The 18,835-nt window shown below is 64.8% G+C and carries 19 protein-coding genes; 7 read left to right on the top strand and 12 right to left on the bottom strand.

Going from position 1 to position 18,835, the window contains the following annotated elements:
- Positions 1-181 precede the first annotated feature (181 nt).
- From alr to radA, 5 genes are read right to left on the bottom strand one after another with little or no spacing between them, the layout of a single operon-like run.
- The gene (alr, locus tag C0V72_RS12750; protein WP_101794524.1) at positions 182-1,237 is read right to left on the bottom strand and encodes an alanine racemase; all 1,056 of its coding nucleotides are present in this window, start codon (positions 1,235-1,237) and stop codon (positions 182-184) included.
- Positions 1,230-2,861 carry an MFS transporter gene (locus C0V72_RS12745; RefSeq protein WP_101794523.1) on the bottom strand — a complete coding sequence of 544 codons (1,632 nt, stop codon included), beginning with the start codon at positions 2,859-2,861 and terminating at the stop codon, positions 1,230-1,232. Before C0V72_RS12745 ends, alr begins: the two co-directional genes overlap by 8 nt.
- A 48-nt stretch (positions 2,862-2,909) precedes the next feature.
- Positions 2,910-3,353 carry an iron-sulfur cluster assembly scaffold protein gene (locus C0V72_RS12740; RefSeq protein ID WP_233999939.1) on the bottom strand — a complete coding sequence of 148 codons (444 nt, stop codon included), beginning with the start codon at positions 3,351-3,353 and terminating at the stop codon, positions 2,910-2,912.
- A gap of 5 nt (positions 3,354-3,358) precedes the next feature.
- Complete coding sequence (locus C0V72_RS12735) at positions 3,359-3,904, bottom strand: CvpA family protein (protein ID WP_101794522.1); 546 nt, start codon at positions 3,902-3,904, stop codon at positions 3,359-3,361.
- Positions 3,905-3,915: 11 nt separating this feature from the next.
- The gene (gene radA, locus C0V72_RS12730) at positions 3,916-5,283 is read right to left on the bottom strand and encodes a DNA repair protein RadA (protein WP_101794521.1); all 1,368 of its coding nucleotides are present in this window, start codon (positions 5,281-5,283) and stop codon (positions 3,916-3,918) included.
- Positions 5,284-5,355: 72 nt separating this feature from the next.
- Here radA and C0V72_RS12725 point away from each other — a divergent pair, with 72 nt between their 5' ends.
- Entirely contained in the window at positions 5,356-7,674 is a 2,319-nt protein-coding gene (locus C0V72_RS12725; RefSeq protein ID WP_101794520.1) for a patatin-like protein, read from the top strand.
- A 19-nt stretch (positions 7,675-7,693) separates the two neighbouring features.
- Here C0V72_RS12725 and dnaJ read toward each other — a convergent pair whose 3' ends face one another.
- The gene (gene dnaJ / locus C0V72_RS12720) at positions 7,694-8,836 is read right to left on the bottom strand and encodes a molecular chaperone DnaJ (protein WP_101794519.1); all 1,143 of its coding nucleotides are present in this window, start codon (positions 8,834-8,836) and stop codon (positions 7,694-7,696) included.
- 90 nt (positions 8,837-8,926) lie between these two features.
- A complete protein-coding gene (gene dnaK, locus C0V72_RS12715; protein ID WP_101794518.1) occupies positions 8,927-10,849 on the bottom strand; it encodes a molecular chaperone DnaK in 1,923 nt (640 codons plus the stop codon).
- A gap of 175 nt (positions 10,850-11,024) precedes the next feature.
- Between dnaK and C0V72_RS12710 the strand changes: the two genes are divergently transcribed.
- Both C0V72_RS12710 and C0V72_RS12705 read left to right on the top strand, forming a co-directional pair.
- The gene (locus C0V72_RS12710; protein WP_101794517.1) at positions 11,025-11,504 is read left to right on the top strand and encodes a copper chaperone PCu(A)C; all 480 of its coding nucleotides are present in this window, start codon (positions 11,025-11,027) and stop codon (positions 11,502-11,504) included.
- 23 nt (positions 11,505-11,527) lie between these two features.
- On the top strand, positions 11,528-12,034 hold the full coding sequence (locus C0V72_RS12705; RefSeq protein ID WP_101794516.1) for a vgr related protein: 507 nt from the start codon (positions 11,528-11,530) through the stop codon (positions 12,032-12,034).
- A 7-nt stretch (positions 12,035-12,041) separates the two neighbouring features.
- On the opposite strand, the gene C0V72_RS12700 is transcribed toward C0V72_RS12705, so the two are convergent.
- The 3 genes from C0V72_RS12700 to hrcA form a co-directional block, all read right to left on the bottom strand.
- Positions 12,042-12,305 (bottom strand): hypothetical protein, encoded by a 264-nt coding sequence (locus tag C0V72_RS12700; protein WP_101794515.1) that lies wholly within the window; start codon positions 12,303-12,305, stop codon positions 12,042-12,044.
- 111 nt (positions 12,306-12,416) lie between these two features.
- Positions 12,417-12,986 carry a nucleotide exchange factor GrpE gene (locus C0V72_RS12695; protein WP_101794514.1) on the bottom strand — a complete coding sequence of 190 codons (570 nt, stop codon included), beginning with the start codon at positions 12,984-12,986 and terminating at the stop codon, positions 12,417-12,419.
- Positions 12,987-13,003: 17 nt separating this feature from the next.
- A complete protein-coding gene (hrcA, locus tag C0V72_RS12690) occupies positions 13,004-14,047 on the bottom strand; it encodes a heat-inducible transcriptional repressor HrcA (protein WP_101794513.1) in 1,044 nt (347 codons plus the stop codon).
- Positions 14,048-14,198: 151 nt separating this feature from the next.
- Between hrcA and rph the strand changes: the two genes are divergently transcribed.
- Positions 14,199-14,912: a ribonuclease PH gene (rph, locus tag C0V72_RS12685; RefSeq protein WP_101794512.1), complete on the top strand. Its 714-nt coding sequence runs from the start codon at positions 14,199-14,201 to the stop codon at positions 14,910-14,912.
- Positions 14,909-15,538 (top strand): RdgB/HAM1 family non-canonical purine NTP pyrophosphatase, encoded by a 630-nt coding sequence (rdgB, locus tag C0V72_RS12680; protein WP_101794511.1) that lies wholly within the window; start codon positions 14,909-14,911, stop codon positions 15,536-15,538. The genes rph and rdgB overlap by 4 nt, the downstream gene beginning before the upstream one ends.
- Position 15,539: 1 nt before the next feature.
- On the opposite strand, the gene C0V72_RS12675 is transcribed toward rdgB, so the two are convergent.
- Positions 15,540-16,046 carry a CAP domain-containing protein gene (locus C0V72_RS12675; protein ID WP_233999938.1) on the bottom strand — a complete coding sequence of 169 codons (507 nt, stop codon included), beginning with the start codon at positions 16,044-16,046 and terminating at the stop codon, positions 15,540-15,542.
- Between the two features lie 105 nt (positions 16,047-16,151).
- Here C0V72_RS12675 and hemW point away from each other — a divergent pair, with 105 nt between their 5' ends.
- Entirely contained in the window at positions 16,152-17,303 is a 1,152-nt protein-coding gene (hemW, locus tag C0V72_RS12670) for a radical SAM family heme chaperone HemW (protein ID WP_101794509.1), read from the top strand.
- Positions 17,300-18,190: a tyrosine recombinase XerC gene (locus tag C0V72_RS12665; protein WP_101794508.1), complete on the top strand. Its 891-nt coding sequence runs from the start codon at positions 17,300-17,302 to the stop codon at positions 18,188-18,190. Before hemW ends, C0V72_RS12665 begins: the two co-directional genes overlap by 4 nt.
- Here C0V72_RS12665 and C0V72_RS12660 read toward each other — a convergent pair.
- Complete coding sequence (locus C0V72_RS12660) at positions 18,187-18,810, bottom strand: DedA family protein (protein ID WP_101794507.1); 624 nt, start codon at positions 18,808-18,810, stop codon at positions 18,187-18,189. The two genes, C0V72_RS12665 and C0V72_RS12660, sit on opposite strands and share 4 nt — an antisense overlap.
- Positions 18,811-18,835: the final 25 nt, after the last annotated feature.

Here is an 18,835-nt window from a genome sequence, read left to right as displayed (position 1 = left end):
GAGGCCGGCTTCTGATCCCTTGCATCAAAAGACACCCCCCTGTCCTCACTCGATGTCCCAGAAAAATCAAACTGGCCCGGCTTTCGCAACAGGTCTATTATGTTTTGACCTTAATGTGTGTCCCAAGTCTCAGGTCTTAGCACCTGCACACGCTGCGGTGCAATATCGCTGCTGCAAGGCATCAATCCTGACGCAGTCTTGCGCCGATGACTGTCAGCATTTCATAAGGCGACAGACCGGTTTGCTGCGCAGCATCGGCAATGTTCCACGGCACGGATACCCAGTCGCCCGCGCGAAGATCAGGCGCGGCTGACAGATCGACCACCACCATGTCCATCGACACCTTGCCAAGGATCGCCAGCCTGCGCCCGTCGCTCCACAAGGCGTTGTCCGGCCCGCGGCTGCGCAGAAAACCGTCGGCATAGCCAATCGACACAGTGCCGATGCGTATGTGGGTATTGGCAATAAAGGCCGAGTTGTAGCCCACCCCTTCGCCGGGCGCGAGATTGCGGGTTTGCAGCAGCTGGGCCTCAACCTGGGCAACCGGGCGGATACTATCAGTCAGGCCAGCGTGCGGAACGCCGCCATACAGCGCAAGGCCGGGACGGGTCATATCAAAGGCAAAGCCAGCGCCCAGCGCGATCCCGGCACTGTTTGCAAGGCTGATGCGCTGGTGCGGGATGCTGTCTGCCGCTTCCTGCAACAGTTCGGCCTGCATCCGGTTCATCGCCGTCGTCTCGTCGGCGCGGGCGAGGTGGCTCATGAGAATATCGATCTGGAGCGCGGCAATCGCCGGATCGCCCGCTTCGCTTTGCGCGATGCCAAGGCGGTTCATGCCCGTGTCGACCATCAGATGGCAGCGCCCCCCGCCACTGGCCTGCCACAGGCCAGCCTGTTCCAGCGAATTGACGACCGGCACCGCTCCGGTCGTGCGGGCGTAGGCGCAGTCCGCTTCGGTCAGAACGCCGTGCAACACCGCCACCTGATGGCCCGGAACGTGGGCAATGACCCCTGCGACTTCGCTCCAATGGGCGACGAAAAACATCACGCACCCGGCGTCGCGCAGCACCGGAACACAGGTTTGGACGCCGAGCCCATAGGCGTTCGCCTTGACCGCCGCACCCGCATTCGCTGCACCAGAAAGCGCATCGAGCGCTCGCCAATTGGCGGCGAGCGCGTCCTTGTCCACGATCAAACGCAGGCTGAAAGGGGGCTGGGTCATGGCAGCGTCACTCATCGGCAAAGTCCTTTGGCGGCCCGCTGGGAATGCCCCACCAGGCCACGGCCAGCCCGAAGGCGACAACGACCCATGTATACCACAAACCTGCATAGATATCCCCGGTGCGGGCTACGATAACTCCCGCAATCAACGGTAGGAATCCGCCAAGATACCCTGCACCAATGTGGTAGGGGATCGACATCGAGGAATAGCGGATACGCGGCGGGAACATCTCGCTCAGCAAGGCCGCGACCGATCCATAGGTCAGCGCCGACAGCATTCCCAGCGCCAGCAAAACACCGACGATCCCGATGATATTGGCGGCCGGCGGCTGCTGCTTGGAAAAGTCGAAGCCGTAAGCACCCAGGCCTTCATGGAGCCCAGCGCGCCGCGCGGCGCCATCGGCGAACCATGCCGGATCGATCGCAACCGGATTGCCGCCCACCGTCACACGCAGCTGATCGCCCGGCGTCAGAGTATAGGGCACGCCCGAAGCGGTGAGCGTTTCCAGCACCTTGCCGCAGTCAGTCTGATCGCGCTGGAACAGTTCGGCAAAGGGATCGGTGCGGCATTCCGGCCCGCTGACCACAATCGGCGCAGCTTCGGCAGCGGCGGCGAGCTTCGGGTTGGCAAAGCTCCCCATCAGCCAGAACAGCGGAAACAGCAGCGCAAGGCAGAGCGCCGCGCCAATGATGATCGGTTTCTTGCGGCCGACCCGGTCGGACCATTTGCCGATGATGACATAGAAACTCATCACGATCAGACCCGATACCAGCAGCACCAGTTCCACCGTCAGATCATCGACATGCATCGGCCCGCGCAGAAAGCTCATCGCGGAGAAGAAGCCGGTGTACCATACGGTGGTCAAAATGCCGGTGATGCCGAACAGCGCCACAAACAGGCGCTTGGGATTGCCGGGATAGGTCATGCTTTCGACAAACGGGTTGCCGCTGGTCTCGCCGGCCGCCTTCATCGCCTGAAACACCGGGCTTTCGGACAGCTTCAGCCGCATCCACAGCGAGATCGCGAGCAAGCCGATCGACAGCAGGAACGGCACGCGCCAGCCCCATGCCGCAAAGGCGTCCGGCGGGATCAGCGCGCGGCAGGCAAGCACGACGATGATCGACAGGACAAAGCCGCCAGCCACGCTCGCCTGAATGAAGCTGGTGTAAAAGCCGCGCTTTTCGGGCGGGGCATGTTCGGCGACATAGATCGCAGCGCCGCCATATTCGCCCCCCAGCGCCAGGCCTTGCAGCACCCGCAGCACGATGACGATGATGGGCGCCGCCATGCCGATGGTGTCCACCGTCGGGATCAGGCCGACGCCAGCGGTGGCAATCCCCATCAGGGTGACGGTGACGAGAAAGGTGTATTTGCGCCCCAACTTGTCGCCCAGAAAGCCGAACAGCACCGCGCCAAGCGGCCTGAAGGCAAAGCCGACGGCGAAGGTCGACCACACCAGCAGCAGGCCCAGCGTTTCATTGTCCGTGGCGTAGAAGGCATCCTTGAGGATGTAGGCGAGCGTGCCGTAGATAAAGAAATCGTACCATTCGAACACGGTGCCTGCGCTCGATGCGCCGATCACCAACCGGATTTCCTGCTCGCTCGGCTCACGTTGTGCGAGCGCCTGCGCCTCTGCCATGTCTATCCCATCCCCTTTGCCGTCAACGGGCAATTCTCGCCATGTGTCCTAGCGGCAGGCGGCGCCGGTTGAAAGCGCTTCGCAGGCGGCCTTCCACGGCATTAACAATGCGCCGTGCCGACCGGGATGGGCGCGGGCCGGTACAAGAGGAGCGAGATCCGCCGGCCAGTCCGGTAATTCACCGTCACCTGCCAGCCATGCGCCCAGCGCATCGGCCGCACCGCGCACCGCGGCCGGTTCAGCGCCGATAATCCCGCGGGCCAGCAATGTCGCAGAGGCTTGTCCGACCGCGCAGGCGCTGACCTGCATGCCGATCCGCGCAATCCGTCCGCCTTCGTCCAGCATGATGCCGAGGGTCATCACGCCGCCGCAACTGCGTGATCGTGCCGCGCCGCGCAGCGGCAGATCATCGGTCAGCGGAAATCGCGCAAGATCGGTCGCAAGGCCCAGCAGTGCGGGTGAATAAAGCTTGGCCCTTGTTTGCACGGTCACGCAGGTCAGCCCGTGATCTTGGCCACGGCGGCCCCCCGTGCCTCGGCCTCGCCCCGCAAGCGGTCGCGCCGCACTGCGATTTCCGGCATGAGCTGGCGCGATGCCGCATCGGCGGCGGCATAGGTGCGCGCGCTGGTGATCCACTGCGGCCGGCCGGTGAAACCCCAGCGTTCATCAAAGCCGGTGGCCAGCAGCGCAAAAGCGAAAACTGCGATCAGCGCGCCCTTGACCGCGCCAAAACCAAAGCCCAGCACGCGGTCGATTGGCCCCAGCACGGCTCCGTCCGATGCCCCGCTGGCATTGCCGATGATGACCTTCATCGCCGCGTAAGGGATCAACAGCAGCAGCGCGAACGCAAACAGCGACACCGCCGGTTCCGTCTTGTAAAACGTGCGCAGCCCGTTCGTGAGATCAGGGTGGAGGAAATGCAGCGCGAAAGCGGCCATGACCCAGGATGCCAGCGAAAGCACTTCCTGCACCAACCCGCGCATGAAGCCGCCGATAGCGGCCACAATCACGATAATGCCAATAATGATGTCGAGGCCGGCCATGGGGCCTAGGATTATGCGTTGCCCATCACCTGGTCAACGATGTTCGCAAGCGCAGCAAGCCCGCGGTAATCAGCCCCTGCCGCTGCTGTGGTGGCGCCTGCCGGGCCATAGCAGCGCGCAAAGCCCAGCTTCGCTGCTTCGCGCATCCGCAAGGGGGCATGGGCAACTGGCCGGATCTCGCCCGACAGGCTGACCTCGCCGAACCACGCGGTCTTGTCCGGCAGGGCCCTGTCGGCCAGCGCCGAGACCAGCGCGGCCGCCACCGCAAGATCGGCCGCCGGATCGGTCAGGCGGTAACCGCCCGCGATATTGAGATAGACTTCGGCTGACGAAAAATTGAGGCCGCAGCGCGATTCCAGCACCGCCAGCAGCATGGCGAGCCGCCCGCTATCCCACCCCACGACCGCGCGCCGGGGCGTAGCGCCCGATTGCAACCGGACGATGAGCGCTTGAATTTCCACCAGAACCGGGCGCGTGCCCTCCAGCGCCGGGAACACCGCACTGCCCGCCAGCGGCGTGTCGCGGCCCGACAGGAACAGCAGCGACGGGTTGGCGACTTCCTCCAAGCCTTCGGAGGCCATGGCGAAAACGCCGATTTCATCGACCGCGCCAAAGCGGTTCTTCAAGGCGCGCAAAATCCGGTATTGGTGGCTACGCTCCCCTTCAAAGCTCATGACGACATCGACCATATGTTCCAGCACGCGCGGCCCGGCGATGGTGCCGTCCTTGGTGACGTGGCCCACCAGCACCACCACGCAGCCGCTTTCCTTGGCGTAGCGGATCAGCTCCAGCGCGCAGCCGCGCACCTGACTGACGGTGCCGGGCGCACCTTCGATGGTGTCGGAATGCATCGTCTGAATCGAATCGATCACCAGCAGCGCTGGCGCTTCGCCATTGCCCAGGGTTGTGAGAATATCGCGGACGGATGTTTCCGATGCGAGGCGAATCGGCGCATCCGCCACGCCCATGCGCGCCGCGCGCAGGCGCACCTGTCCGGCGGCTTCTTCCCCGCTGACATAAACAACATCATTGCCGCCCCGCGCGATGGTGGCGGCGCATTGCAGCAACAGGGTGGACTTGCCGATGCCGGGATCGCCGCCCAGCAGAACCGCGCTGCCCGGCACCAACCCGCCGCCCAGCGCCCGGTCAAATTCGGCCATGCCGGTCGATTTCCTGACCGGCAGTTTTGTCGGCGCATTCAGCGGCTCAAACGCCACCGCCCGGCCGCCGCTCGACAGGTCGTGCTTTTGCGAGAACACCGTGGCGGGGACATCCTCCACCAGCGTGTTCCACTGCCCGCAATCGGCGCATTGCCCCTGCCAGCGGTGCGACACCGACCCGCATTCCTGACACACATATCGGCGTTTCGCTTTAGCCATAGCCACGCGCCATAACGAGAACAGATGACGAACGCAATTGCATTGCGACGCGGATACACGTTAGAATGCCGCATGCGCCAAAAGGAACTGCGGCTTGCTCTGGTGTGCTACGGCGGGGTCAGTCTTGCGGTCTACATGCACGGCATCACCAAAGAGGTATGGCATCTGGCGCGCGCAAGCCGGGCGTTCCACCACCCTTCGGCCGTGCATCTGGACGGGGTAGCGGCGGCCTACCGGGATTTTCTGGAGATCGTTGAACGCGATCATGGCCTGCGCGTGCGGGTGCTGCCCGATATCCTCACCGGGGCGAGCGCGGGCGGCATCAACGCGGTCTTCCTCGCCCAGGCGATCCACGCCGGACACAGTCTGGAACCGCTGACCGACCTGTGGCTTACCAATGCCGACGTCAGCGAACTCACCGATCCCGATGCCGAACCGCTCTGGCGCTATGGCAAGCTGTGGGCGCAGCCGATTGCCGAATGGTTCCTGTCGCGCCCTGGCAATGCGGTGAGCGCGACCGTTTCGCCCGAAACCCGCGCCGAGGTGCGCGCCAAGGTCTCGCGTCTGGTGCGCGGGCGCTGGTTCAGTCCGCCGTTTTCGGGGGAGCGGTTTTCCGGGATGCTGTTTGAGGCGTTGATGCGGATGGCTGAGGAAGGTGACGGCATCCCGCTGCTGCCGTCAGGCTATCCGGTCGACCTTGCCGTGACCGCCACCGATTTTCGCGGGCATTCCGAAACGCTGCGGCTGAACTCCCCTCCGCAGGTCGAGGAGACGGAGCACCGGGTCGCGATCAACTTTCGCGCGCGGGTGGACGATAGCCGCACGCCGCAGCTGGCCGATCCGCTCGAATTGGTGCTAGCGGCCCGCGCGACGGCAAGCTTTCCCGGCGCATTCCCGCCGCTGACGGTGAACGAGATCGACCGGCTTGCCATCGCGGAAGAACATCACTGGACAACGCGCGGCAGTTTCCTCGCGCGCGTCCTGCCGGTGCATGTCGCGCGCGGCACGATTGATGATGTGGCGTTGATCGATGGCGCGGTGCTGGTCGGCGCACCCTTTGGCGCGGCGCTGGCAGCGCTGTACGGGCGGCCTGCCCAGCGCGAAGTCGACCGCCGGTTTGTCTATCTCGATCCGCGCCCGGACCGCGGCGGGGCCGCCGCGCCTGGCTCCCGGCCCCGCGATGTGGGGTTCTTCGGCGCGATCTTCGGTTCGCTCTCCACCATACCGCGCGAACAGCCGATCCGCGACGATCTGGAGCGGATCGAACAGCAATCGCGCGATGCGGCGCGGCTGAAGCGGATCGTGATGGACTTGCAGGGCGACATCGACCGGGCGGTGGAAAAGCTGTTCGGCTTCACCTTCCTGCTCGACCGGCCGACGCCCAAACGCCTCGCCAGCTGGCGGGCCAAGGCGCAGCAGGCCGCCGCTGAACGGGCGAGCTACGCCTTTGGCGCCTATGCGCTGACCAAGTTTGACGCGATCCTTGAGCAGTTGGCGCGGCTGATGCTGAAGGCCGCCGGACAATCGCAGGCTGATCCCGGCGCGCTGGTGGGCGCGCTGCGGCGCGAGTTGGAAGCGCGCGGGCTTGACCGGCTGACCGACGAAAGCGGCGGCGCCACCGCCGAGGCCATCGCCTTCTTTCGCGCGCATGACACCGGCTTTCGGGTGCGCCGGTTGCAGATGCTGGCCCGCAAGCTGGCGCGGGACTGGCAGGTTGATCCCGACATTTCCGAAGACGCGCGCGACCGGGCGCGTGACCGGCTTTACGCGATCATGGCGCTGTATCTGCAGGCCGATGAGGACGTGCTGCAATCCCCGGCGTTTCGCGATCTGGCGGTCAATGCCGCGCGCGATCCGGGGGCCGTGCTTGATTTTCTCAGCGCGCGGCGCCTGCTTCCTGCGACCGATCTGGCGGCCGAGGAAATGCTGATCGATGCCTTGGAAGACATGCCCAAAGGGCTCAAGCGGCGTATGCTGCTGACCTATCTCGGCTTTCCGTTTTACGACGTGGCGACCCTGCCCCTGTCACGCCGCGAAGGGCTCGACGAATACAACCCGGTCAAGATCGACCGCATCTCGCCCGATGATGCGCGCTCGATCCGCGAGGGCGGCACGGCAGCGACCTTGCGCGGGATCGAATTCTACAATTTCGGCGCGTTTTTCAGCCGCGATTACCGCGAGAACGACTATCTGTGGGGCCGCCTGCACGGCGCGGAACGGATGATCGATCTTGTGGCATCAACTGTCGGCGGCACTGTGCCGGTACATACCGTGCGCAGCGCCAAGCGCGCGGCCTTTCTTGCCGTGCTGGACGAGGAAGATCGCGCCGGGCGCTGCCAGCGCGGGCTGATCGATCAGATCCGCCTCGAAGTGCGCGAGCGGATGGGATAGCCCACGCGCTCGCGCAGCTTTACCCGCCGAAGACATCCTTGAGCTTGTCAAAGAACCCGCGGCTCTCCGGGCATTCGTCGCCGGTTTCGGTCGCCTTGAATTCTTCGAGGATTTCTTTCTGGCGGCGGCTGAGCTTGGTCGGGGTTTCGACCACAATCTCCGCCACCATGTCGCCGCGCCCGCGCCCTTGCAGCACCGGCATCCCGGCCCCGCGAATGCGCAGCTGCTTGCCCGACTGAATGCCCGCCGGAATGTCGAGCCGATTGGTCGAACCGTCGAGATCGGGGATTTCCACGCAGCCGCCCAGCGCTGCCGTGGTAAAGCTGACCGGCACACGGGTCGCCAAAGTGGTGCCCTCACGCTCAAACACCTGATGCGGTTTGACGTGGAGGAAGATGTAAAGGTCTCCGGCTGGCGACCCGCGCTGCCCCGCCTCGCCCTTGCCGGACAGGCGAATGCGTGTGCCCGTGTCGACGCCTGCGGGAATATCGACCTTCAGGGTCTGGGCCTTGTCGACCCGGCCCTCGCCCCGGCAATCGCGGCAGGGATTTTCGATCACCGCACCGCGCCCGTTGCAGGCCGGGCACGGACGCTCGATCACGAACAGGCCCTGCTTGGCGCGCACGCTGCCCATGCCATTGCACAGGTTGCACTGGCGCTCGCTGGTCCCCGGTGTTGCGCCCGAGCCATCGCATGTGTCGCACACCTGGCTGACTTCGATCTCGATCTCGGTCGACTTGCCGTGGAACGCCTCTTCGAGCGTGACCTGCATGTCATAGCGCAGATCGGCGCCGCGCCGATTTTGCTGGCGCTGCGCTGCACCGCCGCCAAAAGCGCCGCCAAAGATCGTTTCGAAAATATCGCCGATATCGGCAAAGTCGCCGCGCCCTCCGCCGCCAAACGGGCCGCCGCCTCCGCCGCCGTTCATGCTTTGCGTAAAGGCGGCATGGCCATAGCGGTCATAGGCTGCCCGCTTTTGCGGGTCCTTGAGGCAATCATAGGCCTCGCTGATCGCCTTGAACTTGGCTTCGGCGCTGGCATCGCCCGGATTGCGGTCCGGGTGAAACTTCATGGCGAGCTTGCGATACGCGCTTTTGAGCGCAGCCGCATCGGCATCGCGCGCGCATTCGAGCGTGGCGTAGTAATCGGATTGGGTGGACATGGTGTGACCTATTCCCCGTGACCAACCGCAGCCGGTGCGCCGGGAACGGATACCGGCGGCACCTGCTGCGTGCTGGGTTGCATCGGGGCCTTAGCCCTTCTTGTCTTCGTCGACCTCGGAGAATTCGGCGTCGACGACGTCTTCTTCCGGCGCTGCGTCACCGGCAGCCTCTGCTTCGGCATCGGGCCCTGCGGCCTGCTGCTGTTCGTAGATCTGCTGGCCCATCTTCATGGCCGACTGTGTGAGCGCCTGCGCCTTGGCATTGATGTCATCGGCATCGCCGCCTTCGAGCGCGGTCTTCACCGCGGCGATGGCTTCCTCGACCTCGGTCTTGAGCGCGGCATCGATCTTGGCGCCGTGCTCTTCAAGCTGCTTTTCGGTCGCGTGCACCAGGCTGTCGGCCTGATTGCGCGCTTCGGCGGCAGCCCGGCGCTTCTTGTCTTCCTCGGCGAACTTTTCGGCATCCTTGACCATCTGGTCGATGTCGGAATCCGACAAGCCGCCCGAAGCCTGGATCTTGATCGTCTGTTCCTTGCCGGTGCCCTTGTCCTTCGCCGCCACCGAGACAATGCCGTTGGCGTCGATGTCGAAGGTCACTTCGATCTGCGGCACGCCGCGCGGTGCGGGCGGGATTCCGATCAGGTCGAAATTACCGAGCAGCTTGTTGTCCGCCGCCATCTCGCGTTCGCCCTGATAGACCTTGATCGTCACCGCGTTCTGGTTGTCTTCAGCGGTCGAATAGGTCTGGGTCTTCTTGGTCGGGATGGTGGTGTTGCGGTCAATCATGCGGGTGAACACGCCGCCCAGCGTCTCGATACCGAGCGAAAGCGGGGTCACGTCGAGCAGCAGCACGTCCTTGACGTCGCCCTGCAACACGCCCGCCTGAATGGCCGCGCCCATGGCGACAACTTCATCGGGGTTCACACCGGTGTGGGGCTTCGCGCCGAAGAACTGCTCCACCACTTCGCGCACGCGGGGCATACGGGTCATGCCGCCAACGAGGATCACCTCATCGACCTGATCCTTCGAGATGCCGGCGTCAGCCAGCGCCTTCTTGCACGGATCGAGCGTGCGCTGGATCAGCCCGTCGACCATCTTTTCAAGGTCGGCGCGGGTGATCGTTTCCACCAAGTGCAGCGGGGTGGTGGTGCCCCCTTCCATGCGCGCGGTGATGAAGGGCAGGTTGATTTCGGTCGTGGCCGCGCTCGACAGTTCGATCTTGGCCTTTTCGGCGGCTTCCTTCAGACGCTGCAATGCGAGCTTGTCGGTCTTCAGGTCCATGCCTTCCTTCTTCTTGAAGGCTTCGGCGAGGAATTCCACGATGGCATTGTCGAAGTCTTCACCGCCGAGGAAGGTGTCCCCGTTGGTCGACTTCACTTCGAACACGCCGTCCCCGATTTCGAGGATCGAAACGTCGAAGGTGCCGCCGCCAAGGTCATAGACGGCGATGGTCTTGCCATCTTCCTTGTCCATCCCGTAGGCGAGCGCGGCCGCAGTCGGCTCGTTGATGATGCGCAGCACTTCAAGGCCGGCGATCATGCCGGCGTCCTTGGTGGCCTGACGCTGGGCATCATTGAAGTACGCGGGAACGGTGATGACCGCCTGCGTCACGGTTTCGCCGAGGTAGCTTTCGGCGGTTTCCTTCATCTTTTGCAGGATGAAGGCCGAGACCTGCGAAGGGCTGTAATCTTCGCCGCCAGCATTGACCCACGCATCGCCGTTCTTGCCCTTGACGATGGAATAGGGAACGAGGCCCATGTCCTTCTTGGTCAACGGATCTTCAAAACGGCGGCCGATCAGGCGCTTGATCGCAAACAGGGTGTTGTCGGGGTTCGTGACCGCCTGACGCTTGGCCGGCTGTCCGATCAGGCGCTGGCCATCCTTGGTGAAAGCGACGATCGACGGCGTGGTGCGCGCGCCTTCCGAATTTTCGATAACCTTGGGCTTGCCGCCGTCCATGACAGCGACGCAGGAATTGGTGGTGCCGAGGTCGATACCGATAACTTTAGCCATTTTTACCCCATCCATAGGACAATTGCTGGACACCGCGCAGGTCCGCTTCCCCGGCATGGGCAAAGCGCTTAGGCGGCTCGTTTGTGAGCGCGATATAGGTGTGGTTTTGCTTGGCACAAGAGACCGGTGCCCCTAGTTTTGCTGCCATTCCACAAGGGAGACGAACACGGTGAAGATGATCCGACGCGCCGCTTTGGCGATTGCTCTTGGCGCAGGCGTAGCAGGGCTCGCCGCCTGTTCGGATGCTGGCGATACGCCCGCAAGCGCAGTGGAAGGTGCCGCCGGTCTGACCGTCAGCAACGCGCGCGTGGTGCTCGCCCCGGTGGCGGGCAATCCGGCGGCGGTCTATTTCGATCTTTCCTACAGCGGCGCAGCGCCCGTAACCCTCAGCAGCGTTACGGTTGAAGGCGCAGGCATGACGATGATCCACGATTATGCGGAAAGTGCAGGCAAGATGCAGATGACCATGGCCGATAATGTGCCGCTGGCCGCTGATGCGCCCGTAACCTTCGCGCCGGGTGGGCTGCATGTCATGGCGATGGAGCCCACGGCGGCTCTCGCAGCGGGAGGCACAGCCAAGGTGACCCTGACTTTGTCCGATGGCACCAGCACCACCGTGGACGCACCCGTACGCGCTGCCGGGGAAGAGCGCTGATACTGCCGCCGCCACAAGCCGGTATGGCACAGGCGGCGCTCGCCACCGCCCCTGCCTGTCCGGTCGGCGGTGAACGATCTTTGACCCAGGGCGAAATCGCCCTGGCCCGCAGCATGTTTGGGGGCGCGATTGACTACACCCGCGTCAAAGTGAAGCGTCGCAAGTTCTTCCCGCTGCATCCGCCCGGTGTGACCATGGCGCCCATGGGGCATCTGCATTTTCACCCCGAAGCCGGGCATTATTGCGATGATTTCGCGGAGGCGGCGCTGCACCATCAGGCGCATTTCATCCACGAAATGGTTCACGTCTGGCAGGCCCAGACGCGCGGACGCTGGTATCTGGTGCTGCTGCGCCATCCGTGGTGCCGGTATGATTACACGCTCAAACCGGGCTTGCCGCTGGAGCATTACGGGATCGAGCAGCAAGCCGAAATCGTGCGCCACGCCTTTATGTTACGGCAAGGAGCCGATGTGGCAGGCGCGCCGGGACAAGATGCCTATGAGGCGATCCTGCCCTTCACGCCTGCCTGAGCCGGGGTTAGCGGCAATCCACCCGCCGTTCGCGGCCGCGGCGGTCGACGCGGTAGCACTGGCCATCCTTGCGGACCAGCGCCCCGCCCGCGCCGCCCACGGCTGCGCCAACAGCGGCCCCGCGGGCAACATCCCCGCCGGTCAGAACGCCGGCCGCCGCGCCGACAGCCGCACCGCCCAAGGCGCCCTCGCCTGCGTAATTGCCGGCGCAGGCCCCAAGGGAGAGCGCAAGGGCAGCGGTCAAAGCTGCGGTTTTCGTTCCGATAGTCATGGCAATCTCCTGTCGTTCAGTGGTGTTGCCTGAACGCAGAAACTGCCAGGATTATTCCCCCGCCCGTCGCAAACGAGCCATCACTGGGGGCGAGTTGTGCATGAGCCGCGATTACTCCGGCTTCTTGGCCACCGCCACCATCGCCGCGCGCAGCAGGCGGTCCTTGATCATCCACCCGGCCTGCATTTCCGACACCACTGTGCCGGGTTCGTGATCGGCCGAAGGGACTTCGAGCATGGCCTGATGCTGGTTGGGATCCAGCGGCAGGCCAACCGCAGCGATGCGGGTAATGCCGTGGCTGGCGAACACCTTTTCGATCTCGCGCTGGGTCGCTTCAAGACCGATCACCAGACCCTTCATCGTGTCATCCGCGCGCAGGCTTTCCGGAATCGCCTGCACCGCGCGGGCAAGGTTATCGGCAACGGACAGAATATCGCGGGCGAACCCGGTCGCGGCATAGGCGCGTGCTTCATCCTTCTCGCGTTCCAACCGGCGGCGCACGTTCTGCGTTTCGGCCTGCGCGTAGAGCACGTCCTGCTTGGCGGCATCCAGATCGCGGCGCAGCGATTCGAGGGCTTCGGCCAGCGGCTCGGCCTCATCCCCGCCCTCGCGCAGATGCTCGGGCACGCCCTTCAATTCGTCTTGAGCCGCCTGATCCAGCGGCGTTTCATTCTCGGTCATGTCGTGTGGCTTTCCATTCAAGCGATAAGCTTGCCCAGCGAACGGGCGGTCAAATCCACCATGGGGACAACCCGCGCGTAATTCAACCGGGTGGGGCCAATCACACCCAGCACGCCGACCACGCGGCCCTCCCGGTCACGGTAGGGCGAGGCGATGACGCTGGAGCCGGACAGCGCGAACAGGCGGTTTTCGCTGCCGATGAAAATCCGGGTCGCCTCGGCCTCGCGCGCGGAATCGAGCAGTTCGGCGACCGATTGCTTGTTTTCGAGGTCTTCGAGCAAGCTGCGCACCCGTTCGATATCGCCCAGCGCGCTGTCATCGAGCAGATTGGCCGCGCCGCGCACGATCAGCACGGGGCGCGCGGCGGCATCCTCGCTCCACACGGCAAGCCCGCGCTCGACCAGATCGCGCGAGGCATCATCGAGCTGCGATTTGCCTGCGTTGATTTCCGTACGCATCGCCTGAGCGGCCTCGGCCAGAGTGCGCCCCGCAAGCCGCGCGGTGACATAATTCGATGCCCGGTCCAGCGCCCCGGGGTTGAGCGCGCCGCCGATGGTGACAACCCGGTTCTCCACCCCCCCATCCTCGCCCACCAGCACGGCGAGCGCGCGGCCTTGCCCCAAATCGACAAGACTGAACTGCGCAAGGCGTTGTTCGCGCGGCGCGACCAGCACCATGCCGGCAGCGCCTGACAGATCGGAAAGGATCGCGGATGCCTGCTTGATCGCCGCTTCCACCGGCCCGGCTTCGGCAAGCCGCGCTTCGATGGCGGCCTGTTCCTGCGCGGTCGGCTCGGCCACGCGCATCATCCCGTCGACGAATATCCGCAAGCCCGCATCGGTCGGCATCCGGCCCGCGCTGGTATGCGGCGCAGCGAGCAGGCCTGCGGCCTCCAGATCAGCGAGCACCGACCGGATCGACGCGGGCGACAGGTTCAGCGTACCGTCGGCGGCCAGCGTCTTGGATCCGACCGGCTGCCCGCTTTCGATGTAGCCTTCAACCACCCGCTGGAAAATATCGCGGGCGCGGCTGGTGAGTTCGGTGACGGGGAGCGCGGTCATAGGCGTTTGCTAAACCCTATCGCCAACTTTCTCAAATTCCGTTCGTGCTGAGCTTGTCGAAGCACTGCACTTTCTTCTAGCGCAGTTTCAAGAGAAGCAGGACGGCCCTTCGACAAGCTCAGGGCGACCGGAACCAGAAAAGGAAACACCCATGCGCCCTTCAGGACGCGCGCCCGATGAAATGCGCGCCATCACGATCGAAACCGGCTTCACCCGTCACGCGGAAGGATCGGTGCTGATCGGCTTCGGTGATACCAAAGTGCTCTGCACCGCCAGCGTCGAACGCGGCGTGCCGCCGTGGCTGCGGGGCAAGGGCGAAGGCTGGGTGACGGGCGAATATTCCATGCTCCCGCGCGCCACGCACACCCGTGGCGCGCGTGAAGCGGCCAAGGGCAAGCAGTCGGGCCGCACGCAGGAAATCCAGCGGTTGATCGGCCGGTCCTTGCGCGCGGTTGTCGATCTGCAAAAGCTGGGTGAGCGGCAGATTACCCTCGATTGCGACGTGATTCAGGCTGACGGCGGTACGCGCACTGCGGCGATCTCGGGCGCGTGGATTGCACTGCGGCTCGCGATCAACGGGCTGATGGCCTCGGGCGATATCAAGCACGATCCCATCTCGGCGCAGGTCGCAGGTATTTCGTGCGGCATCTTCAAAGGCACCCCGGTCCTCGACCTGGATTACGACGAGGATTCCAACGCCGAGGCTGACGGCAACTTCGTGCTGCTGTCGGGCGGGAAGATTGCCGAAGTGCAGGCGACCGCCGAGGGTGCGACCTATGACGAGGAAGCCCTGCTCCGCCTCCTCCGCCTCGCCCGCATCGGCTGCGACCGGATCTTTGCTGCGCAGCTGGACGCGGTGAAATGACCAGACGCCTCGGCTCCGGCTCTCTGGTGATTGCCACGCACAACGCGGGCAAGCTGAAGGAGATTGCGGCGCTGCTCGATCCCTTTGGGATCAAGTGCCTGTCAGCAGGCTCGCTGGGTCTGCCCGAACCGGCGGAAACCGGCACCACCTTCGCCCAGAACGCGCTCTTGAAGGCGCGGGCTGCCGCGGAGGCTTCGGGGCTGGCTGCGCTGGCAGACGATAGCGGGCTGAGCATCGCAGCGCTCGATGGCCGGCCCGGCGTCTATACCGCCGACTGGGCCGAGCGGCAGTGGTTCGAGGGCGCTCCGGGCCGCGACTGGTACATGGCCATGGGCAAGGTCGAAGGGATGCTGGCCGAAAAAGGCCCTGACATCGACCGTTCAGCCGCGTTCCACTGTGTTCTGGCGCTGGCGTGGCCCGATGGCGATCATGCGATCTACGAGGGCCGGTGCGAGGGACATCTGACATGGCCGCCGCGCGGGCTTCTCGGGTTCGGTTATGATCCGGTGTTCGTTCCCACAGGCGGTGTGCAGACCTTCGCCGAAATCCCGCCAGAGCAAAAACACGCCATCAGCCACCGCGCCGATGCCTTTGCCAAACTGGTTGCCGAACAGTTTCCGCGCTGACCTAGCGCCGGGCCGCGCGATGTTCGGCCGGGTCGATCCGCTGCCCCCAGATGTTGCCAGCGGGCCAGTAACGGCACACCAGCACTTCGTCAGTGGCCGTCTCGGCAATGGCGCAGCCGACCTCGCGCGTCTGCGGCCAGATGATCTGCGTGTAATGCGCCACATCGCTCCACTGGCCGGTGCGCGAGACTTCCGGAAATGGGCCGGGCCGGAAATGGCGCTTTTCTGCGGTGAAGAAGCCGACCTTTTCCCAGTTCGACCAATGGCCGCGCGTCCCGCGCCACAGGTTCTCGCCCTGCCCCTTGCGCTGTTCAATCGTGGCGTGGTCGTACAGGTTGCGGGCGGCAAGATGATCGGCCCAGCTTTGCGCGTCGCGCGCCAGGCGGTCGCTCCACACCAGCAGCGGCGCACCGACATCCGCCCGCGCCAGATTATGCGCTGCAAGGAAATCGCGTTCAACCGGATGCGGATAGCGTGCGGCTTGCGGCAGCGCAGGTGCGGCTGTCATGGCGAGGACCAAACCCAGCACTTGGGCAAACGGCGATAGAAGGCTAGAACGGGGCATGCGACTGACTTATCCCATGATGATTAAGCGAGGCTGAAACCGTTCCCCGTGGCCCGCGCACTTTATATTCACTGGCCGTTCTGCGCCAAGAAATGCCCCTATTGCGACTTCAACTCGCACGTTCGCGCGGGCGTGGATGTTGTGGCGTGGCAGGATGCCTTGCTGGCCGATATGCGGGCCGAGGCCGAGGTGGCGGGGGGCGAGGCGCTCACGTCGATATTCTTTGGCGGCGGCACCCCATCATTGATGCCGCCCGCCTTGGTGGCCGCGCTGCTGGCCGAGGCCGAGCGGTTGTGGGGGTTCGATCCGGCGATCGAGATCACGCTGGAGGCCAATCCTTCATCGGTCGAAGCCGCAAACTTTGCAGCGCTGGCGGCAGCCGGGATCAACCGGGTGTCACTGGGCGTGCAATCGCTCGATGATGCCGAACTCCGCTTTCTGGGCCGGTTGCACGGGGCCGATGAAGCCCTGGCGGCGCTTGATACGGCGCAGGCCCATTTCAAGCGGGTGAGCTTTGATCTCATCTATGCCCTGCCCGGCCATACGCCTGAATTGTGGCACGACCGCCTGACCCGCGCGCTGGCCTTCGGCACCGGGCACCTGTCGCTGTATCAGCTCACGATCGAACCCGGCACGCGCTTTGCCAGCGATGTGCGGCGCGGGCGGTTGGTGCCGCTGGGCGATGATGAAGCGGCCGATCTGTTCGATATCACGCAGGCACTGACCAGCGCGGCGGGGCTTGCCGCTTACGAGACCAGCAATCACGCCCGCAATGGCGAGCAATCCCGGCATAATCTCGCCTATTGGCGCTATCACGATTACGCCGGGATTGGGCCGGGCGCGCATGGGCGGCGCGGCGGGATGGCAACCGTGCGGCACAAGAAGCCCGAGAACTTTTTGTCCGCTGTCGCCCGCCAAGGCCATGGCATCGCCGAGGCACGCGCACTGGCGGTCCCCGAACAGGCGACCGAGGCGCTGCTGATGGGGCTGCGGCTGACCGAGGGGCTTGACCTTGCCGGTCTGGCCCAGCGCTTCGGCCTGCTGCGCGCCGGGCTGGTGGACGAGGCGGCGCTGACCCGGCTGTGTGCGTTGGGGCTGATGTGGCAAGATGGCACGCGGATCGGGGTCGCACCGCCGGGCCGCAGCCTGCTCGACGCGCTGCTGACCGAGGTGGTGGCCGATACGCTGGTCGCAGCATGAGCGCGGGCGCGCTGATCGAAGAGTGGCGCGCCTATCTTGCCAATAATCGCCGCCGCTCGCCCCATACGGTGCGCGCCTATGCCAGCGCGGCCGAGCGGTTGGTCGCAGCTGCCGGTCTGGCCGATTGGGCGGCGGTTGCCCGGACCGAGGCGCAGCATTTGCGCAGCCATCTGGCCGCGCGCCGCGCCGAGGGGTTAGGCAATGCCAGCGCCGCGCGCGAGCTTTCGGCGCTGAAGGCTTTCATCGCCTTTGCCCGCCAGCAATCAGGCGACCCCGACCCCGCGCCTCCGCGGCTGCGCGGTCCGCGGATCAAGAAGGGCCTGCCCCGCCCTGTCACACCGGACGAAGCGATCAATCTGGCCGACGGGGTCGACAGCCTTGCCGCCGACGACTGGATCGGCGCGCGCGACCGGGCCGTGCTGCTGTTGATGTATGGTTCAGGCCTGCGCATCGCCGAAGCCCTGTCGCTGACCGGGCGCGATGCGGTGCTCGGCGATGTGCTGCAAGTGACCGGCAAGGGCGGCAAGCAGCGCGTGGTGCCGATCCTGCCGGTGACACGCGCGGCGGTGGCGGACTATGTCCGGCTGTGCGCATGGCCGATCAGCGCCAATGCGCCGCTGTTCCGCGGGGCCAAGGGCGGGCCATTATCCCCCGGCATGGTGCAGAAAGCCATGGCGCAGGCGCGCCGCGCGCTTGGCCTGCCTGACACGGCCACGCCCCATGCGCTGCGGCATTCCTTTGCGACCCATCTGCTGAGCGCAGGCGCGGACTTGCGCAGTTTGCAGGAATTGCTCGGCCACGCCTCGCTCGGATCGACCCAGATCTACACCCGCGTCGATGCGGCGAGCCTGCTGGAAAACTACCGCAAGGCCCACCCACGCGGTTAGGCGTTATCCTCGGCCTCGTGCGCCTTGACCGGCTTCCACGTCACCACCCGGTAGACATAGAACGCCACTCCGGCGAGCACGAACAGAACCACGCCGTAACCCGCCAGCTTTTCAAACCGGTCGACCAGCGGCTCCAGCGCCTGCCCGCCGAAGATCAGCACCGCGTTCCAGATGCCGGAACCAAGGAAGGTGAAAACGCAGAATCGCCACAGCTTCATATGCGCCAGCCCCGCAGGCAGCGAGACAATGGTGCGCAGGATCGGGGAGAAGCGCAGCGCGAACACGATCCCGTCGCCATATTTGCGGAAGATGTTACGCGCCTTGGTGAATTCGTCCCATTCAAAGGTCAGCCAGCGGCCCCAGCGATCGATGATACGCTTGAGCTGCTCCTCGCTCCAGCGCACGCCGATCCAGTACCAGAACAGGTTGCCGACGACCGTACCGGCCGTGGCGACGAACCAGACCGTGCCAAACGTCATCTGCCCCTTGGCCACAAGCAGCCCCGCCCCGCCCATAATCACCTCGGACGGGATCGGCGGGAACACGTTTTCGGCCATCATCAGAAAGAAGATGCCGATGTAGCCGCCCTTATCGAGCAGTTCGAGGAGGAATTCGGTCATGGATCTTCTGTCTGTTGTGTTGCGG

It is taken from the genome of Porphyrobacter sp. TH134 (genome assembly GCF_002855495.1).
GTDB lineage: Bacteria > Pseudomonadota > Alphaproteobacteria > Sphingomonadales > Sphingomonadaceae > Erythrobacter.
This window is presented reverse-complemented; position numbering and strand designations above follow the sequence as displayed.

Excerpts from the sequence above, each read along its gene's own strand:
- alr (WP_101794524.1), bottom strand. The coding sequence starts at position 1,237 with ATGAGTGACGCTGCCATGACCCAGCCCCCTTTCAGCCTGCGTTTGATC.
- C0V72_RS12745 (WP_101794523.1), bottom strand. The coding sequence starts at position 2,861 with ATGGCAGAGGCGCAGGCGCTCGCACAACGTGAGCCGAGCGAGCAGGAA.
- C0V72_RS12735 (WP_101794522.1), bottom strand. The coding sequence starts at position 3,904 with ATGGCCGGCCTCGACATCATTATTGGCATTATCGTGATTGTGGCCGCT.
- radA (WP_101794521.1), bottom strand. The coding sequence starts at position 5,283 with ATGGCTAAAGCGAAACGCCGATATGTGTGTCAGGAATGCGGGTCGGTG.
- C0V72_RS12725 (WP_101794520.1), top strand. The coding sequence starts at position 5,356 with ATGCGCCAAAAGGAACTGCGGCTTGCTCTGGTGTGCTACGGCGGGGTC.
- dnaJ (WP_101794519.1), bottom strand. The coding sequence starts at position 8,836 with ATGTCCACCCAATCCGATTACTACGCCACGCTCGAATGCGCGCGCGAT.
- dnaK (WP_101794518.1), bottom strand. The coding sequence starts at position 10,849 with ATGGCTAAAGTTATCGGTATCGACCTCGGCACCACCAATTCCTGCGTC.
- C0V72_RS12710 (WP_101794517.1), top strand. The coding sequence starts at position 11,025 with ATGATCCGACGCGCCGCTTTGGCGATTGCTCTTGGCGCAGGCGTAGCA.
- C0V72_RS12705 (WP_101794516.1), top strand. The coding sequence starts at position 11,528 with ATGGCACAGGCGGCGCTCGCCACCGCCCCTGCCTGTCCGGTCGGCGGT.
- C0V72_RS12700 (WP_101794515.1), bottom strand. The coding sequence starts at position 12,305 with ATGACTATCGGAACGAAAACCGCAGCTTTGACCGCTGCCCTTGCGCTC.
- C0V72_RS12695 (WP_101794514.1), bottom strand. The coding sequence starts at position 12,986 with ATGACCGAGAATGAAACGCCGCTGGATCAGGCGGCTCAAGACGAATTG.
- hrcA (WP_101794513.1), bottom strand. The coding sequence starts at position 14,047 with ATGACCGCGCTCCCCGTCACCGAACTCACCAGCCGCGCCCGCGATATT.
- rph (WP_101794512.1), top strand. The coding sequence starts at position 14,199 with ATGCGCCCTTCAGGACGCGCGCCCGATGAAATGCGCGCCATCACGATC.
- rdgB (WP_101794511.1), top strand. The coding sequence starts at position 14,909 with ATGACCAGACGCCTCGGCTCCGGCTCTCTGGTGATTGCCACGCACAAC.
- C0V72_RS12675 (WP_233999938.1), bottom strand. The coding sequence starts at position 16,046 with ATGACAGCCGCACCTGCGCTGCCGCAAGCCGCACGCTATCCGCATCCG.
- C0V72_RS12665 (WP_101794508.1), top strand. The coding sequence starts at position 17,300 with ATGAGCGCGGGCGCGCTGATCGAAGAGTGGCGCGCCTATCTTGCCAAT.
- C0V72_RS12660 (WP_101794507.1), bottom strand. The coding sequence starts at position 18,810 with ATGACCGAATTCCTCCTCGAACTGCTCGATAAGGGCGGCTACATCGGC.